16 protein-coding genes are annotated in these 18,923 nt (G+C 68.8%); 4 read left to right on the top strand and 12 right to left on the bottom strand.

The window, feature by feature from the left end:
• Positions 1-23: 23 nt before the first annotated feature.
• Positions 24-701: a hypothetical protein gene (locus tag SK803_RS21230; protein ID WP_319967785.1), complete on the top strand. Its 678-nt coding sequence runs from the start codon at positions 24-26 to the stop codon at positions 699-701.
• Here the strand turns inward: SK803_RS21230 and SK803_RS21225 are convergent.
• Both SK803_RS21225 and SK803_RS21220 read right to left on the bottom strand, forming a co-directional pair.
• Positions 673-1,170, bottom strand: a complete 498-nt coding sequence (locus SK803_RS21225; protein ID WP_319967784.1) for a hypothetical protein — start codon at positions 1,168-1,170, stop codon at positions 673-675. The two genes, SK803_RS21230 and SK803_RS21225, sit on opposite strands and share 29 nt — an antisense overlap.
• A 240-nt stretch (positions 1,171-1,410) precedes the next feature.
• A complete protein-coding gene (locus tag SK803_RS21220) occupies positions 1,411-2,535 on the bottom strand; it encodes a carboxylesterase family protein (protein WP_319967783.1) in 1,125 nt (374 codons plus the stop codon).
• Positions 2,536-2,644: 109 nt separating this feature from the next.
• Here SK803_RS21220 and SK803_RS21215 point away from each other — a divergent pair, with 109 nt between their 5' ends.
• Positions 2,645-3,679, top strand: a complete 1,035-nt coding sequence (locus tag SK803_RS21215) for a zinc-dependent alcohol dehydrogenase family protein (RefSeq protein ID WP_319967782.1) — start codon at positions 2,645-2,647, stop codon at positions 3,677-3,679.
• Here SK803_RS21215 and SK803_RS21210 read toward each other — a convergent pair.
• A complete protein-coding gene (locus SK803_RS21210) occupies positions 3,663-5,150 on the bottom strand; it encodes a flavin-containing monooxygenase (RefSeq protein ID WP_319967781.1) in 1,488 nt (495 codons plus the stop codon). The two genes, SK803_RS21215 and SK803_RS21210, sit on opposite strands and share 17 nt — an antisense overlap.
• Positions 5,151-5,265: 115 nt before the next feature.
• Between SK803_RS21210 and SK803_RS21205 the strand changes: the two genes are divergently transcribed.
• Positions 5,266-5,850, top strand: a complete 585-nt coding sequence (locus tag SK803_RS21205) for a TetR/AcrR family transcriptional regulator (RefSeq protein WP_319967955.1) — start codon at positions 5,266-5,268, stop codon at positions 5,848-5,850.
• Here SK803_RS21205 and SK803_RS21200 read toward each other — a convergent pair.
• From SK803_RS21200 to SK803_RS21185, 4 genes are all read right to left on the bottom strand, one after another.
• The gene (locus SK803_RS21200) at positions 5,816-6,523 is read right to left on the bottom strand and encodes a type 1 glutamine amidotransferase (protein WP_319967780.1); all 708 of its coding nucleotides are present in this window, start codon (positions 6,521-6,523) and stop codon (positions 5,816-5,818) included. The two genes, SK803_RS21205 and SK803_RS21200, sit on opposite strands and share 35 nt — an antisense overlap.
• Positions 6,516-7,763 (bottom strand): MurT ligase domain-containing protein, encoded by a 1,248-nt coding sequence (locus SK803_RS21195; RefSeq protein WP_319967779.1) that lies wholly within the window; start codon positions 7,761-7,763, stop codon positions 6,516-6,518. Before SK803_RS21195 ends, SK803_RS21200 begins: the two co-directional genes overlap by 8 nt.
• A gap of 262 nt (positions 7,764-8,025) precedes the next feature.
• Positions 8,026-8,511: a helix-turn-helix domain-containing protein gene (locus SK803_RS21190; protein ID WP_319967778.1), complete on the bottom strand. Its 486-nt coding sequence runs from the start codon at positions 8,509-8,511 to the stop codon at positions 8,026-8,028.
• A 114-nt stretch (positions 8,512-8,625) separates the two neighbouring features.
• The gene (locus SK803_RS21185; protein ID WP_319967777.1) at positions 8,626-10,395 is read right to left on the bottom strand and encodes an LCP family protein; all 1,770 of its coding nucleotides are present in this window, start codon (positions 10,393-10,395) and stop codon (positions 8,626-8,628) included.
• Between the two features lie 266 nt (positions 10,396-10,661).
• Between SK803_RS21185 and SK803_RS21180 the strand changes: the two genes are divergently transcribed.
• The gene (locus SK803_RS21180; protein WP_319967954.1) at positions 10,662-13,592 is read left to right on the top strand and encodes a glycine--tRNA ligase; all 2,931 of its coding nucleotides are present in this window, start codon (positions 10,662-10,664) and stop codon (positions 13,590-13,592) included.
• Between the two features lie 66 nt (positions 13,593-13,658).
• On the opposite strand, the gene SK803_RS21175 is transcribed toward SK803_RS21180, so the two are convergent.
• From SK803_RS21175 to SK803_RS21155, 5 genes are all read right to left on the bottom strand, one after another.
• Positions 13,659-14,447 (bottom strand): chitosanase, encoded by a 789-nt coding sequence (locus SK803_RS21175; protein ID WP_406601558.1) that lies wholly within the window; start codon positions 14,445-14,447, stop codon positions 13,659-13,661.
• A 243-nt stretch (positions 14,448-14,690) separates the two neighbouring features.
• Complete coding sequence (locus SK803_RS21170) at positions 14,691-15,479, bottom strand: chitosanase (RefSeq protein WP_319967776.1); 789 nt, start codon at positions 15,477-15,479, stop codon at positions 14,691-14,693.
• 177 nt (positions 15,480-15,656) lie between these two features.
• Complete coding sequence (locus SK803_RS21165) at positions 15,657-16,442, bottom strand: chitosanase (RefSeq protein WP_319967775.1); 786 nt, start codon at positions 16,440-16,442, stop codon at positions 15,657-15,659.
• A gap of 114 nt (positions 16,443-16,556) precedes the next feature.
• Complete coding sequence (locus SK803_RS21160) at positions 16,557-18,017, bottom strand: alpha/beta hydrolase (protein WP_319967774.1); 1,461 nt, start codon at positions 18,015-18,017, stop codon at positions 16,557-16,559.
• A 52-nt stretch (positions 18,018-18,069) separates the two neighbouring features.
• Positions 18,070-18,786: a helix-turn-helix domain-containing protein gene (locus tag SK803_RS21155; RefSeq protein ID WP_319967773.1), complete on the bottom strand. Its 717-nt coding sequence runs from the start codon at positions 18,784-18,786 to the stop codon at positions 18,070-18,072.
• Positions 18,787-18,923 lie beyond the last annotated feature (137 nt).

Raw genomic sequence — 18,923 nt, 5'->3', positions numbered from 1 at the left:
ACAGACCGTCCTATATGTCAGGCATGAAAGCAACTCGGCTCCTCCCTGCCCTTGCGGCCGCCGCCGCGCTGGCGTTGGCGCCTGGCCTGGCGCTCGCCGACCCCGGCACCGGCAAGGGGAACGGGATCACGAACAACCCGCAGGTTCCGCCTGGACAGTCCACCGAGGACACCTCGGTGCCGCAGCCGCCGTCGAACGCGGACTTCAGCGGCAACGGCGCGAACGTGCACGGCCCGTACGACTCGACCCGTGACGGTTCGCCGTCGCTGAACGGGAACGGCACGGGCGAGGCGACCGGCAAGCCGTGCGCCGGCTGCGTCGGCAAGGCCGACAACAAGAATCCGAACGGCCAGCAGCCGGGCGGATCGGACGCCAACTCCGGCTACGAGTGCGACACCAACCACGGTGTCGGCCGCGGCAACCCGGCCCACACGGGCTGCACGCCCGCCGAACAGCCGCCGTCGACGCCACCGGCCACCTCCACGCCTCCGGCCACCTCCACGCCCCCGGCCACCTCGACCCCACCGGTGGTCCCGCCCGGCGGTGGAGCGCCTCCCGCACCTCAGGCGGCGCCCTTCGGAGAGGCGGCTGAGGTCGACGAACTGGCGTTCACCGGCTTCGACGTGCTGCCGCTGGGCCTGGGCGGCCTCGCGCTGGTGGGTGCCGGCGTCGTCATGGCGCGGCGGGCCAGGCGGCCCTGACCCGGGCCACGGCGAGCTGGGCCAGGTACCGCTTGACGACCCGGCCGTCGTAGCGCGTGTCGACGAGCTGCCGTACGTCCGCGATCAACTCGTCGCGGTGAGGTAGCGCGATGTGGTTCGAGTAGGTGAGGAGCAGGTCCGCGTACGCCTCGGTGTCGTAGGCCTGCTCCCACTCGTACCGGTGGAACTCCGGTTCACCGAAGAGCTCGCTGTCGTCGAACTCGCGCGGGATACCGTCCGCGCGCGACAGCCTGAGGTTCGGTGGGGTGGCGGGGTCCCAGCGCTCGTAGATCTCCTGCACGTCGACGAAGAACTGCTCGGTGCCACCCGCGACGTGGTGCGTGGAGATCACGGCCAGCAGGCCGCCGGCTTCGAGGGGCCGGGGGCACGTTTCGCTGTCCGTGGTGCGGATCGAGCCGGGCATGAGCGGTGGCGGACACGACGAGGCCGGGATGGTCCGGCGGGCCACGGACGACTCCTCGAAGCCGCGGCTGAGCGATGTACCTGCCGCCCCCCACGCGCTTCCTCTTGGCGCATCGCTCCAGCCTCCGATTTCGTTCCTGCGGTTGTCCACAGCCTAGCCGGAATCGGATCGCCCCAGGTCAAAGGCGTTTCAGGCTGTGGATAACTTGAGATCTTGGAGGTCTGGGCGGCTGGTGGCGGGGGACAACGAGCGGCGCGTCAGTTGCGACACGCCGTGCTCGGTCAGTCACTCGCCGAATTCAAGCGCCCGCGACGGCAGCGCGTCGATCCCGTTTCGCGCGAACTCGGTCCACGTGCGCCGCATGACCTTCGCCAGCTCCGGATCGGGCTCCTGGCCCGCCAGCATGCCCGCGCTCGCCCACGCGTCCGGGTCGAACAGGTACGGCAGCTCCATGCAGTGGCACGCACCCAGGGGTGCGCCCGGTGGCTTGCCCTTGAAGTTGTAGGTGGCGGCCTGACCGCCTGCCGCCGTCCAGTCCGCGGCGAACCGGCGGGCGGGCTCGGCGAACACGAGTTCGGTCACGGTCGCCCAGGCTTCCGGGTGGTCCGCCACGTACGGGCTGCCGTCGTCAGCCGTGTGCCCGACCAGCAGCTCGACCCTGGGCGCCGCGGCGCTGAGGTCGACCTCGTCGATCACCGGGCCGAACGGCATGCCGCCGGCCAGGCCGAAACGCGCCGCCATTGCCGGGACCTCCTGCTGCACGGCCAGCACGTCGTCCACCCGTGTGGAGGCGTCCACGGACACGAACTCGCGCAGCGCGGCGGTCATCTCCGCACGTTCGGGGCCGCGTGCGCCGAGCGGGGCGCTCTGCAGGATCGCGCGGTGGAACAGGTTTTCGGTGTCGGTGAGCATCAGCGCGTACACGGAGTCCGCGCCCGCGGACTGCCCGAACGCGGTCACGTTCGACGGATCGCCACCGAACGCGGCGATGTTGTCGCGCACCCACCGCAGCGCGACGAGCTGGTCGAGCAGACCCAGGTCGTCGCGCAGGTAGCCGAAGATGCCGAGCCGGTAGCTGACGCTGACCACGACGACACCCTCGGTGGCCAGCAGTGTCGCGTCGTACTTCTTCGACTCACCGCTGCCCGTCACGTACGCGCCGCCGTGGAACCAGACCATCACGGGCAGCCCGGACGCATCGGCGGGGGCGGTCACGCTCAACACCTGGCAGTGCTCGTCGAACGACAGGCCCTCCACCGAGTTGCCGACCACCGCGACCAGCGACGACGGCGGTTGCGGGCAGGCGGGGCCGCGCTGTGAGGAGCCGACCACGCCGTCCCAGGAGACCGGTTCGGGTTCGGCGAAACGGGCGGCCTTCGCGTACCGGACGCCACGGGTGTTGATCAGCACCTTTCGATACTAAGCATGCGTAACCAATTCCACAGCGTCTCGATTCGGCGCGAACACCGGGACAGGAGCACGATGTAACGGTTGAGCATCGACCACGAGGAGGCGCCCGGTGCGGGCTACGACGATCTACGGCACCCGAGACATCCGCGTTGAGGAGGTGCCGGACGCGGCCGTCGAGGAGGCCACCGACGTCGTCGTCCGGGTCGAGCTGGCCTGCATCTGCGGCAGCGACCTCTGGGCGTACCGCGGCGTGGCCAAGCGCGAGGGCGGGCAGCGGATCGGGCACGAGTTCCTCGGCATCGTCGAGGAGGTCGGCAGCGAGGTCCAGTCCGTCAACGTCGGCGACCGGGTCATCGCGCCGTTCGTGTGGAGCGACGGCACTTGCGCGTACTGCCAGGCGGGGTTGCAGACGTCGTGCCGGGCAGGTGGCTTCTGGGGCAGCAAGGGCAGCGACGGCGGCCAGGGCGAGGCGGTCAGGGTGCCGCAGGCCGACGGCACGCTGGTCCGGGTTCCCGCGGACGCGCCGGCCGCGCTGCTGCCCGCGTTCCTGAGCCTGTCCGACGTCATGGGCACCGGTCACCACGCGGCGATGGGCGCGGGCGTGGGTCCCGGCGCGACGGTCGCGGTCGTCGGTGACGGCGCGGTCGGGCTGTGCGGCGTGCTCGCGGCCAAGCGGCTCGGCGCCGAGCGGATCATCGCGATGGGACGGCACGAGGACCGCGCCAAGATCGCGAAGCTCTTCGGTGCCACGGACCAGGTCTCCGAGCGCGGTGAGGCCGCGGTCGAGCGGATCAAGGAGATGACCGGCGGGCTGGGCGCGTCGGCCGTGCTGGAGTGCGTCGGCACCGAGCAGTCGTGGGAGACCGCGATGGGCATCGTGCGCGACGGCGGCCGGATCGGGTACGTCGGCGTGCCGCACGAGATGCCAGGGTTGCCGCTCGGCAAGCTGTTCGGGCGCAACATCGCCATCGGTGGCGGCGTGGCTCCGGCGCGGGCGTACCTGCCGGAACTGCTGGCCGACGTGCTCGCCGGGCGGATCGACCCCGGACCGGTGTTCGACCGGACGGTCTCGCTCGACGACGTCGCGCTGGGTTACCAGGCGATGGACGAGCGGACCGCCCTCAAGGTCATCGTTCAGCCGTAGCGCGCGGCGCGGTGGTGAGCACGTAGTCCTCGGCGCGCACGCGCTTGGTCCGCATCCAGTACCGCCAGGTGAATCCCGGCCACACGGTGCGGTTCACGCCCTGCGCGTCGAGGTACCAGCTCTTGCAGCCACCCTGGGTCCAGACGCCCTTGGTGAGCTTGTGCTGGATCTCCTCGTTGAACTCCTGCTGGGCCTCCGGCCGCACGTCCAGCTCCGCTGCGCGGTGTTTGTCGAGGAGCTGGAGGCACTGCGAGATGTACCGGATCTGCGACTCGATCATGAACACGACCGAGTTGTGGCCGAGCCCGGTGTTGGGGCCCAGCAGGAAGAACAGGTTGGGGAATCCCGAGACCGTGATGCCGTAGTAGGTCTCGATGCCCTGCTGACGCCACTGCTTCGCGAGGTCGACGCCGCCCTTGCCCTGGATGTCCAGGTAGTCGAACGAATCGACGACGTGGAACCCGGTGCCGTAGATGATGACGTCGACCTCGTGCTCGACGCCCGCACCGTCCACGATGGACTTCTCGCGCACCTCGGAGATCTTGTCCGTCACCAGGTCCACGTTCGGACTGGCCAGCGCGGGGTAGTAGTCGTTGGAGATCAGCACGCGCTTGCAGCCCATGGTGTAGTCGGGCTTCAGCTTCTTGCGCAGCTTCGGGTCCGGCACCTGCTTCTTCATGTGCTTCAACGCGATGCCCTGCGCGAACCGCATGATCTTCGGGTTGATCGCGAAACCCAGCGCGGACGACTCGCGCACCCAGTAGACGAAGTTCCGGTAGAGCCGCTGCGTGAAAGGCAAGGCGCGGAACAGCTTCTGCTCCCGGCCGGTGATCTCGCGGTCGGCCTTGGGCATGATCCACGGCGGCGTGCGCTGGAAGATCTTCATCGAGCCGACCTGCTTCGCGATCTTCGGCACGAACTGGATCGCGGACGCGCCCGTGCCGACCACGGCGACGCGCTTGCCGGTGAGGTCGTAGTCGTGGTCCCACTGCGCCGAGTGGAACGTCTTGCCGCCGAAGTTCTCGATGCCGGGCAGCTCGGGGACGTTCGGGATGTGCAGCGCGCCGACGCCGGCGACCAGCGCCTGTGCCGTGTAGGTGTCGCCCTGCTCGGTCGTGATGTTCCAGCGCTTGGCCTCGTCGTCCCACCGCGCGCCGGAAACCTTGGTGTTGAAGCGGATGTGCGGCCGCAGCTCGTACTTGTCGGCGACCTGCCGCAGGTAGTCCCAGATCTCGCCCTGCTGCGCGAACATCCGCGACCACTTGGGGTTCAGCTCGAACGAGAACGAGTACATGTGCGACGGCACGTCACACGCGCAGCCGGGATAGGAGTTGTCGCGCCAGGTGCCACCGAGGTCAGCGGCCTTCTCGAGCACCACGAAGTCGTGCTCGCCGCGGCGCTTCAGCTCGATGGCCATGCCGAGGCCGGAGAAGCCGGTGCCGATGACGAGCACTTTCGTCTCTCGGTGCATGGGGAAGTCCCTCCGCTCGCGGTGGCTACTTCGCAGTAGGTTACTCGAAGTAAGTTACGAGCGGTAGACTCCATTCGTGACTGCTCCGCGCCGCCGCATGCCCAAGGCCCAGCGCATGGCGCAGATGCTCACCGTCGCCGAGGAGATCTTCGCCGAGCAGGGGTATCTGGCCACGTCGATGGACGAGATCGCCGAACGCGTCGGCGTCTCGAAGCCGATGCTCTACGAGTACTTCGGCTCGAAGGAAGGCCTGCTCATCGGCTGTATTCACCGTGCGCGCACCGAGCTGCGGGAGAAGACCGCGGCGGCGATCGCGGGCGCGGGAAGTCCTGAGGAGTTCCTGCGGCTCGGCCTGCTCGCGTTCTTCGAGTTCATCGACGAGCACCGCAGGTCGTGGGCGTTGCTGCGGCAGGAGGCGGCCGTGGCCGTGCCATCGGCCCAAGAAGAGGTGGAAGGCATCCGTCAGCAGCAGACGGACATGATCGGGGCCGTGCTGGCGTCGTTCACGCCGGACATCGACCCGCTGGAAGCCGAGGCGTTCGCGGAGATCGTCGTCGGTGCGACGGAACGCCTCGCGGTGTGGATGGAGCGCAGGCCCTCGGTGGGGCCCGCGCTCGCAACCGACTACGTGATGGCCGTGATCTGGCCGGGTGTTTCCGCCAGGCTTACGAAGCTGCCCGCACCCGCTCGGCCCGCATAGCGGAGACGGCGGGCAGGTCCAGCGGGGCGAGCTTCGTGCCCGTGGCCCACTCGATCAGCATGTCCGCGAGCGCCGGGTTGCGCGGCAGCACAGGTCCGTGCAGGTAGGTGCAGACGATCCGGCCCTGAACCGCGCCCTCGGCGCTGCCGTCGTTGCCAGTGCCGACCTTGACGTGCGCCAGCGGCCGGGCCGCCGGGCCCAGGGTGGTGCGGCCCTGGTGGTTCTCGAAACCGAGCAGCGGGCCCTCGAACAGGCCGTCCGCCGGCTCGGCGACGACCTCACCGATCGCACGGCTGCCGCCCGCGTGCGAGGACGAGTCGATCAGGCCCATGCCGGGGTGCGTGATGTTGTCGGCACGGGTGAAGCTCTCGCCGAAGATCTGGATGCCGGCGCAGACACCGAACACCACGGCGTTCTTCGTGACGGCGCGCTGCAGGCCGGGGTGTTCGCGCAGGTGCTTCACGGCCAGCGTCTGCGCGGTGTCCTCACCGCCGCCGACGACGTAGATGTCGCACGAGTCCGGTACCGGCTCGCCGTAGTTGATCGGCACGATCTCGGCTTTGATGCCGCGCCACGTCATGCGCTTCTCGAGGACCACGGCGTTGCCGAAGTCCCCGTACGTGCCGAGGAGATCCGGCAGCACGAGCGCGATCTGGATTGTCGACTCACTCATCAGCGGCAGCCCTGGCATTCAAGTCGCGGAACGCGGTGTAGTTGGCGATGACCTCGACCGCCCCCTGCGGCATCTGGTCGATGGCCTTCAGCGGGTCGGGCACGATCGTGTGCTGGACCTCGGCGTAGGTCAGGCGGACGGCGAGATCGGTCGCCCGTTCGCCGGACGCGATCACCGTGCGGCCCTGCAGCCGTTCGAACGGGACGTCCCACAGCCAGCTCAGATCGCGGCCGTCGGCCTCGTTGGCGTTGATCACCAGGACGGCCGGGTGGTTGGCCTCCTTGACGACCGTGAGGGTCTCGCTCCAGCCGGCGGGGTTCTTGCTGAGCAACAGGCGCGCGCTGCGGCCGTTGCGCTGGATCGTGCGGTAACGGCCGCTCACGTTGGAGACGCCGCGCAGCCTGCGCACCGCCTCGTCCGTGGGCACACCGAGAGCGTGCGCGGCGGCGGACGCCATGACGGCGTTGGCCTGGTTGAACTTGCCCGGCAGCGTGAGGCGGAGCTCCAGCTTCTGGTGCTCCGGGGTGATCATCGCCTCGTCGGCGGTGATCCAGTTCGGGTGCGGGCGCGCGAGGTCGCAGCCGGTGCAGTGCCAGTGCTCGCCCTGCCAGCGGATCGGGTTGCCGCAGCGCGGGCAGCTCGCGGAGTCGTGGTGCCAGCCGGTGCCGGTGGCGACCCAGATGACCTTCTGGGCGTTCCAGGCCGCGCTCGTCACCATCACGTCGTCGCAGTTCGCGACGATCGTGCAGTTCGGCAGCTTGGTGACGGTGTCGCGCAACGCCCGCTCGATGGTGCGAACCTCGCCGACGCGGTCGAGCTGGTCGCGCGACAGGTTCAGGATCACCGCGACGGCCGGGTTGCTCGCGCCCGCGACGGCGGGGAAGTAGCCCTCGTCGCACTCCAGCACCGCGTACGGGGCGTCCGGCTGCTTCGACAGCGCCGTGACGTGCCCGTCGGGCATGTTCGCGCCACTGTGGTTCGTGGCGACCTCGCCCAGCGCGCCGACGGCCCTGGCCAGCATCATCGTGCTGGTGGTCTTGCCGTTCGTCCCGGTCACGACGGCGACCCTGCGGCCGTGCGTGAGCCGGGCGAGCGCCTGCGGGTCGAGCTTCAGCGCCACCCGGCCGCCGATCATGCCGCCGGCGCCGAGGCCCATCTTCTGGGACAGCGTGGAGCTCAGGTTGCCCAGCTTCACGGCGGCTGCGGTGCGCAGAGGGAGGCGGGCGGGGGAATCGTTCACCCCGGCGATGCTACCGGCGGTGGAGAAGCGACCTTTTCGGGCGGTCGTTGCGTTGGTGTGAACGGGGTTCGGTACAACTAGCGACTCAGCACCGGCGGCTCGGCACGACTGGCGGCTCGGCACGACTGGCGGCTCGGCACGACTGGCGGCCCGGCACGACTAGCGGGCCAGGCCGCGCAGGATGCGCGGATCGGCTCGACGGTCGGGAGCTGGCCGTCGACTGGGTCATGTTCTCGGGTGCGGGCTGGGTGGGCTGACTGTTCTAGCGGGCCAGGCCGCGCAGGATGCGGATCAGCTCGACGGTCGGGAGCTGGCAGAGCTGTGCCATGTTCTCGAGCGCGGGCAGGTCGAGGTGCACCTCGGGGGAGAGGCTGGGAGGCAGCGCGTGCAGGCGTCCGGCGGCCCAGCGCTTGAGCGGCACCAGGCGTGGGTTGTCGGTGGCGGCCACGGCGGTGAGGCTCAGCGTCAGGTGGCCGGCGGGGGTGTCGCCGAAGAAGCGTTCGTGGACGCGGGCGAGCACCTGGTGCGCGGGCACGTCGAGGGCGTGGCAGATCTCCACCAGGCGCACGACGGAGCACTGCCGGGTACCCAGCTCGTAGGTCGCCAGCGTCTGCAGCGAGATCTCCGTCTGCAGTCGCTTGTTGAGCTCCTTGCGGGTCCAGCCGCGCTGCTTGCGAAGGCTGCGGATCTCATCACCGAGCACGCGCTGGTACGCCGCTGTGTCGATTTGGCCTGTCGCAGTCGTCACTGGTCCTCCACCCCGTGAGCGGGTCTCACGGTGATGGAAGGCGCCAGAGCTTCGCTGCTTACGCAACTTACTGCCGGAATCCCCCGAATGGGGTACTCGACTCTACTCTGGGTATCAGTTTACGCAGCGCACGCCGTCTGCGGTGATGGGCGGAGGGGCCGCGGGGTCAGCCGGTTGCTGACGTGCACCGTCCAGGGCGAGTACTCCGGAGCCGGTGAATCCCTGCGCTCCGGGGCCCGAGTAGTCGGAGCCCAGGAAGACGCGGACGCGGCCGGCCGGGGTGTTCACGTCCTCTTCCGTCTTCACGCCGCCGAGGGCCTTCTGGACCGCGTCGGCACCCGCCTCGCCGCCCTTGCCGTAGCGGACGACGGACTTCGACATGGCCGCGGCGTTGCCCGTCTGGCCCTCGCCGAAGCCCTTCGCGACGAGTGACTGGAGCACCTGGCCGGCGAGGCCTGGCTGGCCGGAGGCGTTGCGGACGTCGACGATCACCGAGGCGTTGTTGAACTTGGGGTCCGGCGCGGCCGACGACGCGGGCGCCTTGCCGAGGTTCTTCACGAACGTGCGGACGTCGCCCTCGTCGACCTCGACCGCCGAGCCGTCCTCGGGGGTCTGCAGGTCGGGGTTGCCGGTCGGGATCGTCTGGAACGTCATGTTGCCGCCCGTCAGGTCCTTCATCTGCAGGGCGAACTTGGCGATGTCCCAGCCGTCGTCGAGCACGATGGCGCCGCTCACGGCCTTGATCGTGTCGTTGCGCTTGGTGCTGTCGGTCAGCACGCCCGCGGAGAGCATCTTCTTGGCCAGGCCCGCCATGAAGACCTGCTGGCGCACGACGCGGTCCAGGTCGCCCATTGGCAGACCGTGCCGCTGCCGGACGAACGCCAGCGCGTTCTTGCCCTCGATGGTCTGCGGGCCCGCCTTGAAGTTCGCGCCGGAGAAGCTGTCGCGGACGTTGCTGTTGAGGCAGACGTCGATGCCGCCGATGGCCTTGGTGATCTCGTAGAAGCCCACCAGGTTGACCTCGGCGTAGTGGTCGATGTTCGTGCCGGTCAGGTTCTGGATGGTCTCGATCAGGTTCTTCGCGCCCGCCTTGCGGGTCTCCATCTCGAGGTCCTGCGGGCTCTTGCCGCTGCCCTGCAGCTTCTCCGCGGCTTGCCCCTTGGCGTAACCGTAGGCAGAGTTGATCTTGTGGCGCCCGAAGCCGCCCGCGATCTTCACGTAGGAGTCGCGGGGGAACGACACCGCGAACGCCTTGCCGCTGTCGTTCGGGATGTGCAGCAGGATCAGCGTGTCGGTGTTGAAACCGCCGTCGTCGCTGCCGCCCGCCTGCAGCTCGTTGAGGATGTTCTGCGGCAGCGGGTTGCCCTTGGAGTCGGTGCGGCTGTCCATGCCGACCAGCAGGATGTCGATCGCGCCGTCGGCCGGCTTCTCACCCGCGTCGGCCAGGCCGAAGTCCTGCGTGGTCAGGTTGTCGGTCAGCGCGGTGTAGTTCTGCCAGCCGATGCCGGTGACCAGCAGGACCACCGCGGACAGCATGCTGACGAAGATCTTCGTGCCGGTGTACGTGCCACGGCTGGCCGTGCTCGGCCGGCGAGCGGCGGCGGGCCTCGGTCGCGGCCGGGCCGGAGCGGGCGTCTTCGCCTTGGCGGGCGTGGTGCGGACCGTCGGGCGGTCGGCCACCGGACGCGGGCGCGGGGCGGACGACGTGGCGCGGGCGGGCTGCTCCCGGCGCGGGGTTTCCCGGCGAGGTGGCTCGCTGCGGCTCGCGGACTCCCGGCGCGGAGGCTCCCTGCGCGGCGGTTCGGCGCGCTTCGGGGGCTCCCGGCGCGGAGGTTCTGCCTGGCGCGGTTCGCGGCGCGGCGGCTCTGAGCTGCGCGGCGGCACCTGGGGACGGCGGGGTTGCCCCGCCGGGGGTCGCGGGGTGGCGGAGGGTCGCCCAGAAGGAGACCGACCAGGAGATCCACTCGGGTCTCCCGGCCGCGGCGGCCGGTTGTCCACACCCACTCCTCTCAGCACTTCCGGGTACCCCAAGTAGACGTGCGGGGACTCCACTCGGTTGTGCAAAGCGTGACACAGTGGTGCACACCACCAGATGCAGGGGCCGTGACCAGCGGTTTTGCCGGTTTCGTAGACTCGTGGCCGTGTTGACGATGCAGGACGCGCTGCTCGCGCTGACCAAGTACTGGACCGACCGAGGTTGCATCGTGGTGCAGCCGTTCAACACCGAGGTCGGGGCGGGAACGCTGAACCCGGCCACCGTGCTGCGGGTGCTGGGTCCCGAGCCGTGGCGCGTCGCGTACGTGGAGCCGTCCGTGCGGCCCGACGACGCCCGCTACGGCGAGAACCCGAACCGGCTGCAGGCGCACACCCAGTTCCAGGTGATCCTCAAGCCGGATCCGGGCGACCCGCAGGAGCTCTACCTCGGCTCGCTGGAGGCGCTCGGCATCGACGTCCGCGCGCACGACGTCCGGTTCGTCGAGGACAACTGGGCCTCACCGGCGCTCGGCGCCTGGGGCCTCGGCTGGGAGGTCTGGCTCGACGGGCTGGAGATCACCCAGTTCACCTACTTCCAGCAGGCCGGCGGCATGACGCTCGACCCGGTGTCGGTGGAGATCACCTACGGCATCGAGCGGATCATGATGGCGCTGCAGGGCGTCGACCACTTCAAGAAGATCGCCTACGCGCCCGGCATCTCCTACGGCGAGGCGTTCGGCCAGGCCGAGTACGAGATGTCGCGGTACTACCTCGACGACGCGGACGTGGAGGCGAACAAGCGCCTCTTCGAGGAGTTCGCCGTCGAGGCGCGGCGGATGCTCGACGCCCGCCTGCCCGTGCCGGCGCACAGCTTCGTGCTGAAGTGCTCGCACATCTTCAACGTGCTGGACGCCCGGGGTGCGATCTCCACGACCGAGCGCGCCCGTGCGTTCGGCCGGATGCGCGGCCTGGCCAGGGAAGTCGCCGGTCTGTGGGCCGAGCGACGCGCCGAGCTCGGGCATCCGCTCGGGGTGGCTGAACTTCCGGCCGCCGTCGCGGCTCCTTCGTCCTTCGAGGACGTGGTGGCGCCGGCGACCCTGCTGTTCGAGATCGGTACCGAGGAACTGCCGCCGCACGAGGTGCTGCGGACCGTCGACGCGGTGCGCGAGGCCGTCACCTCGAAGCTGGGTGCGACTCGTCTGACGCACGGCACGGTGACCGTGCACGGAACGCCGCGCCGGATCGTCGTGCTGGTGCCCTCGGTGTCGCCGCGTGAGCCGGATGCCGAGCGCACGGTGCGTGGTCCGCGTGTTTCCGCCGCTTTCGACGCTGACGGCAACCCGACGAAGGCCGTGCAGGGCTTCGCGCGGGGCCAGGGCGTCGATGTCGCCGCGCTGGGGCGCGTCGAGGAGAACGGCGTCGAGTTCGTGGCGCTGACCAAGACCGATGCCGGGCGCGGTGCCGTCGAGGTGCTGAGCGGCCTGCTGGGCGAGGTCGTGTCGGACCTGCGCGCCGAGAAGAACATGAAGTGGAACGACCCGAAGCTGTCGTTCACCCGGCCGATCCGCTGGCTGCTCGCGCTGCTCGGGTCCACGCCGGTGCCCGTCGCGGTGTCGTCGCTGGCTTCCGGCACCGTCACGCGCGTGCACCGCACGGCTGACGCGCCGGTCGTTGAAGTGTCCACTGCGGACGGTTACCTGGAGTTCCTCGCCGGGCACGGCATTCAGGCCGATGCCTCGGTCCGCTCCGCTTCGATCGTGGCCGCCGCGCAGGAGCTCGCGGCGTCGGTCGGCGGTGTCGTCGAGGTCGACGGGCTGCTGGACGAGGTCACGAACCTGGTCGAATGGCCGACGCCGATCCTCGGCTCGTTCGAGGAGCGGTACCTGGAGCTGCCGGGCCAGATCCTCACGACCGTGATGCGCAAGCACCAGCGCTACCTGCCGGTGCGTTCGTCCGATGGCGCCTTGCTGCCGCACTTCGTGGCTGTGGCGAACGGTTCTATCGACGCGGACCTGGTCCGTGCGGGCAACGAGGCCGTGCTGCGCGCGCGGTACGAGGACGCGGCCTTCTTCTGGCGGGCGGACCTCAAGACCCCGCTGGAGGAGATGAAGTCGGGCCTCGCGAAGCTCACCTTCGCGGACAAGCTGGGCTCGATGGCGGATCGCGCGGGTCGCATCGCCACGCTGGCCGGTCGGTTCGCTTCGGTGGTCGACGTCGACCGCGAGACGCTTGATCGAGCGGGTGCGCTGGCCAAGTTCGACCTCGGTTCGCAGATGGTGATCGAGCTGTCGTCGCTGGCCGGTGTGATGGCGAAGGAGTACGCGGCGCGGGCGGGGGAGACCCCGGAGGTCGCGCAGGCGTTGTGGGAGATGGAACTCCCGCGCTCGGCCGGTGACGCGCTGCCGTCGTCGGTGCCGGGTGCGCTGCTCTCGCTGGCCGACCGCTTCGACCTGCTGGCGGGTCTGTTCGGCATCGGCGCGCAGCCGACCGGTTCCTCCGACCCGTTCGGCCTGCGCCGCGCGGCTCTGGGCGCGGTGACCGTGCTGCGGGCTTTCCCGGACCTGCGCGCGATCACCCTGCCGGTGGCGTTGTCCCTTGCCGCTGAAGGCCTTGAGGTGTCGGCCGAGGCGCTGGAGACCGCGCGGGAGTTCGCGGTACGGCGCTACGAGCAGGCGTTGCTCGACGCCGGCCACGAGCACCGGTTCGTGCAGGCGGTGCTGCCGCTGGCCGACTCGCCGGTGCTGGCCGACGAGACGCTGGCGCAGCTGGAGTCGTTGGCGGGCAACGAGTCCTTCGACTCGCTCGTGGCCGCTCTGCAGCGGGTGCGGCGGATCGTGCCGGCCGACGTCTCTGCTTCTTACGACGCCTCGGTGTTGTCGGAGCCGGCGGAAGTGGCGCTGTACAAGGCGTTCGACGGTGTTTCGCGCGATGTGGCCGGTCTGGCGGCGTTCGTTGCCGCTGCCGAGGGGCTGACGGCGCCGATCAACACGTTCTTCGAAGAGGTGCTGGTCATGGCCGAGGATCCGGCGGTCAAGGCCGCGCGGCTCGGGCTGCTGGGGTCGATCCGCGACTTCGCGGCGCCGGTGCTGGACTGGACCCAGCTGTAGGACGGAAGGGGCGTCTGCAAGTACCGCCAACTTGGTCGTCGGTAGTACTTGCAGACGCCTGTTCAGCTACTTGATCTCGAAGCTCTGGCCGTAGACCTTCCACCTGAGCGGTGTGTTCAGGTCGAGGTTGCCGGCCTTGAGCCACACGCGCTGCGCGGTGTCGACACGGGTGGTGTCCTCGTGTGCGGGCTCCTGCTTCATGGTCCACACGCGGGCGTCCATGAAGGCGTTGAGCCACGTGGTCTCGTTACCGCCCTGCGACGGCGGCTTCGCCTTGCCCAGCGCCCGCTTGCGGATGCCGGTGAAGTCCAGGCTGCCCCAACCGTCGCCGTGCATGACGATCGCGTCGTAGTAAGCGAACTGGCCGAGCGCACGCACACCGTCGGCCTTGGCCTGCCGCAGCGCCGGGTTGAAGTACACCCGGTCGCGTTCGGACTCCTGTGCTGCCTTGAAGACGGAGTCCTTGGCCGCGGTCTTCCAGTCCTTGGTGTAGTTGGGGTCCAGGCCCGCGTGGGAGTCCGTCCCGTTCACCCTGCGCAGTGCGGGCAGGTACTTCTCCAGCACGTTGCCGGGTTTGCGCTGCTGGTAGAGCTCGACCAGGTCGAGCATGTCACCGGTTCCGCTGCAGAAGCCGATGATGCCGGCGGTGTAGCCGCGGCCGTCGTCGATGTCCTCGATGTAGCCGAACTGGGCTTTCCAGTTCGTGGAGGAGTTCTCCGCGCTGGACACGATCTGCATCGCGATGTCCTTCATGCGCGGGTCGTTCAGGTCTGCTGCTTGGGCTGTGCCCGTGGTTGTGGCGATGAGTGCGACGCACGTCAGGAGCGCGGCCGCGAGGCGGCCTGGGATCTTCACGTAGGTCCTCCGGGGTGTCCCGGGCGGCAGTGAGGCAACGGTAAGGGGTCCGTACCACTAGCGGCAAGGGCAGTTACCGGATTACGGATCAGGCGCCGCGCTCACTGGTTCGATCAGCGTAAACACCATGTCCTGCAAGAGTTTTCATCGGATCATGATGTTATCGGAACTTGGCGCGAGCGAAGAGGAGGGCGTCCCCGAGTGGGGACGCCCTCCTCTTTCGTCTGTGTGCGCGCTAGGAGATCACTTGATCTCGAAGCTGTCGCCGTAGACCTTCCACCTGAGCGGCGTCTTCAGGTCGAAGTTGCCGGCCTTCAGCCACACGCGCTGCGCGGTCTCGATGCGGGAGACGTCCTCGTGGGCCGCTTCCTGCTTCATGGCCCACACGCGGGCGTCCATGAAGGCGTTGAGCCACGTGGTCTCGTTGCCGCCCTGTGACGGGGGCTTCGCCTTGCCGAGCGCGCGCTTGCGGATGTTGCTGAAACTCGTCTTGTCGCCGCCGTCGCCGTGCACGACGATCGCGTCGTAGTAGGCGAACTGGCCCAGGGCGCGCACGCCGTCGGCCTTGCCCTGCTTCACGGCCGGGTTGAAGTACACGCGGTCGCGTTCGGACTCCTGTGCTGCCTTGAAGACGGAGTCCTTGGCCGCGGTCTTCCAGTCCTTGGTGTAGTTGGGGTCCAGGCCCGAGTGGGACTCGGTGCCGTTCACCCTGCGCAGTGCCGGGAGGTACTTCTCCAGCACGTTGCCGGGCTTCTTGGTCTTGTAGAGCTCGACCAGGTCGAGCATGTCACCGGTGCCGGAGCAGAAGCCGATGATGCCCGCGGTGTAGCCGCGGCCGTCGTCGATGTCCTCGATGTAGCCGAACTGCGCTTTCCAGTTCGTCGAGGAGTTCTCCGCGCTGGACACGATCTGCATCGCGATGTCCTTGAGGCGCGGTTCGTCGAGGTTGGCCGCTGCAGCGGTTCCGATCGTGGTGGTGAAGAGAGCGGCGCACGTCAGCAGTGCGGCCGCGATGCGACCAGTGATTTTCACGTGTTTCCCTCCGGGGCAGGGATGTCGAGTTCCCGGGCGGCGTGGGAGCCACGGTAAGGGGTCCATACCTTTATTGGCAAGTGTCTTTACTAATTCGCGAAACGGACATTTGCCGTCACTGGGCGCATTCCGGCGGAAACGCTTGTCCCGCAAACGTTTCCGCCGGAACCGTTCATGTCACCTGATCTCGTAGAAGTCCCCGTAGACATGCCACTGCAGGGGGCGTTCGAGGTTCAACCTGCCCTCGTTGAGGAACCTGCGCTGTGCTGTGTCGACCCGGCTGGTGTCCTCGTGGGCGGGCTCCTGCTTCATCGTCCACGCCCGTGCGTCGAGGAACGCGTGCAGCCACGCTCGTTCGTCGCCACCCTGTGCGGGCGGACGGGCCCCGGTGTTGAGCGCGCGCTGGCGGATGCCGGAGAAGTCCAGGTCACCCCAGCCGTCGCCGTGCATGACGATCGCGTCGTAGTAGGCGAACTGGCCGAGCGCCTGCACGCCGTCCTGCTTGGCGCGGTTCACGGCGGGGTTGAAGTAGACGCGGTCACGCTCGTGTTCCTGCGCGCCCTGGAAGGTGCCGTCCTGGGCCGCGGTCTCCCAGTCGGACGTGAAGTTCGGGTCGAGGCCGTCGTGCGACGGCGTGCCGTTCACCCGTTCCAACGCCGGCAGGTACTTCTCCAGGACGTTGCCGGGCTTCCAGTCGCGGTAGAGGCGGACGAGGTCGAGCATGTCGCCGGTGCCGCTGCAGAAGCCGATGATGCCGGCGGTGTAGCCGCGGCCGTCGTCGATGTCCTCGATGTAGCCGAACTGCGCGCGCCAGTCCAAAGAGGAGTTCTCCGCACTGGACACCAGTTGCATGGCGATGTCCTTGAGCTGCGGGTCGTTCAGGTCCGCCGCCTGGGCGGTGCCGGGCGTGACGAGGGCCGCCGCGCACAGAACCGTTGCCGCGAGCCGTGTAAACGTCTTCATGCCGCTCCGTTCCACAGTGGAATCGGCGGCGACGTCGTGCGGGGACAAGCTAGCCCTGGGAGCGTGCACATGGCAAGGGCCCAGCTCGCTCGCGAGCCGGGCCCCCACCTGTCATCAGCCGTTCTCAGCTGCGCACTTCTGGTCGTTCGGACGCTGTCCGCCGAGCAGGTACTCGGTGACCTTGTCGTTGGCGCACTTGTTCTTGCCGAAGATGTAGGCGCCGTGCCCGCCCTGGTCGATCGCGATCATCGCGGCCCTGTCGCCGAACGCGCGGCGAGTCGACTGGGCGCCGACCAGCGGCGTCGCGGGGTCGCGCTCGTTCTGCACCAGCAGCACGTTGCGCGGGCCTCGGTCGGACGGCAGAACCTGCTTCTCCACCGGCTTCGGGAAGAAGGCGCACGGCTGGATGTTCGCCGCGGCCGCGCCGAACATCGGGTTGCGGATGCGGTCGATCGCCACGTTGCGCTCGTACGTGCCGACTGACGACGGCCAGGTGGAGTCACCGCAGATCACGTTCAGGCGGCCTGCCAGCAGGGCCTGGACGCGCGGGACCTCGGGATACTCCTGCGGCGGCTGCGGCTGGCCGGTGTCGAAGGCCTTCCAGGAGGCGGCGAGCTTCGAGAAAGCCTTGTCACCGGTGTCGTAGAGGGCCGTGAAGGTGAGGAAGCGGAACAGCCTGCCGTCGAAGCCCTCCACCGAGGGCTTCTTGTCGAGCCGCGCGGCCAGGTCGAAGAACTTGGCGCGCACCTGCTGCGGCGTCGTGCCCAGGTTGTACTCGGGGTGCGCCGCGGCCCACTTCGCTAAGTCCGGGAACGTGTCCTCGACGCCACGGCCCATCAGCCGGCCGCCCTCGACGTCCCAGCCGCCCTTCGGCAGGTTGCTGTCGATCACGACGCGCTCGGCGGTCTTCGGGAACAGCGTGGCGTACACCGAACCCAGGTACGAGCCGTACGAGTACCCGAGGAACGACGCCTTCTTCTCGCCCAGCGCCGCACGGACCGAGTCCAGGTCACGCGCGATGTTCGCGGTCGTGTTGTACGGCAGTTCGCCGGCCGAGGACGACTTGAGGCACTGCTCAGCGATCTTCTTGACCTCGTCGGCGCGCTGACGCACTTCGGAGGAGTTGTTGGCGTACGGAGGCACGCTGCCGTCAGCCATCTGCTCCTCGGTGAGGTCGCATGTGGACGGTGAGCTGTAGCCGATCCCACGAGGGTCCATGCCGATGATGTCGTACGCGTCCTGCACGTCCTGTGGCAGTCCGACCGCCTTCAACACGGCCGGGAACGTCAGGCCCTCGCTCGGCCCGCCGGGGTTGGTCAGCAGGATCCCCTTGCGCTTCGCGGGGTTCTTGCTGGCCAGCCGCGAGATCGTCACCTCGGTCTTGCGGCTTTCCGGCTTGCGGTAGTCGAGCGGCAGTCGGAGTTTTCCGCACTCCAGCCCGGGAAGCGCCACGTCAGCGGGACAAGCGACCCACTGCACCTCGGGCTTCGGCGTGGCGGCGGTCGACACCCCCGGTACCGCCACCAGCCCTGCGGCGGCGGTCACGGCCGCGGCCAGCGACAACGATTTTCGCATTAGCAAATACCTCCCCGACGACGCGCTCTCGGCGCGTCGAACCAATGGAATGTCAGCCGCTCATGCGGACGAGAACGTCCAGCTGGGCCTTGTTGTAGAGCTCGACCAGGACCTTCACGACAGTCCGCCGCGCGTGCTCCGCACCTCGCGGGGCGTCGCTCCACAGACCGGCCGGATCCGGGAACACGGCGCGGATCTGAGCCATGTACGGCATGTCGCGCATGGCGTCCGCCACCCGCTGCCGGGTCTCCTCGTCCGCGTCCTCCGGCAGGTTGTCGAACGCCACGACCGCCGGGTCCCGTGAGTAGTCCTTCAGGGTCTCGGCGTACCTGGCAAGCGTCTCCGGCGAGAGCAGCTGGGCCAGCACGACGGTGAACGAGCGGTCCCGCGGTGACAGGTTCGCGTTCTCGATCATCGCCGCGACGTCCGGCGGCAGGTCGGTCGGCACCTTCTGGAGCCGGACCAGTGCCAGTTCGGCCCTGATCCGTTGCAGGCGTTCGATCTGCGCGGCCAGTTCGGCGTCGAGCTCCCGCAACGCCTCGCGAGGATGTTCGTCCCCGTCACCCAGTTCCGCGATCTGCGTGAGCGACAACCCGAGCTCGGTGAGGCGCTTGATCCTCAGCACCCGCACGAGATGGGGCACGCCGTAGCTCTTGTAGCCGTTGGCGCGGCGTTCCGGCTCTGCGAGCAGGCCCACGTCGTGGTAGTGCCGGATCGTGCGCAACGTCGTGCCGGCGAGATCGGCCAGTTGACTGGTGCTCCACGCCACGACGTCCTCCTCTCCGGTTGCTGACGAGACCCAGTTGAAACCATGCCGCTACGGCACGGTCAAGGCAGACCGGAACGTTCAGACGAAGGTTGGACAGAGAGTCCACTTTCGTCGCACGCAAAAGGCCCCCGGCAAGA

The sequence above is a fragment of the Lentzea miocenica genome, from assembly GCF_033949945.1.
GTDB classification, from domain to species: Bacteria; Actinomycetota; Actinomycetes; order Mycobacteriales; family Pseudonocardiaceae; genus Lentzea; species Lentzea miocenica.
This window is presented reverse-complemented; position numbering and strand designations above follow the sequence as displayed.

Bases quoted from the DNA above. Each gene is read 5' to 3' on its own strand.
- SK803_RS21200 (WP_319967780.1), bottom strand. From the start codon at position 6,523: ATGAGTGAGTCGACAATCCAGATCGCGCTCGTGCTGCCGGATCTCCTC.
- SK803_RS21230 (WP_319967785.1), top strand. From the start codon at position 24: ATGAAAGCAACTCGGCTCCTCCCTGCCCTTGCGGCCGCCGCCGCGCTG.
- SK803_RS21210 (WP_319967781.1), bottom strand. From the start codon at position 5,150: ATGCACCGAGAGACGAAAGTGCTCGTCATCGGCACCGGCTTCTCCGGC.
- SK803_RS21205 (WP_319967955.1), top strand. From the start codon at position 5,266: ATGGCGCAGATGCTCACCGTCGCCGAGGAGATCTTCGCCGAGCAGGGG.
- SK803_RS21165 (WP_319967775.1), bottom strand. From the start codon at position 16,442: ATGAAGACGTTTACACGGCTCGCGGCAACGGTTCTGTGCGCGGCGGCC.
- SK803_RS21160 (WP_319967774.1), bottom strand. From the start codon at position 18,017: ATGCGAAAATCGTTGTCGCTGGCCGCGGCCGTGACCGCCGCCGCAGGG.
- SK803_RS21180 (WP_319967954.1), top strand. From the start codon at position 10,662: ATGCAGGACGCGCTGCTCGCGCTGACCAAGTACTGGACCGACCGAGGT.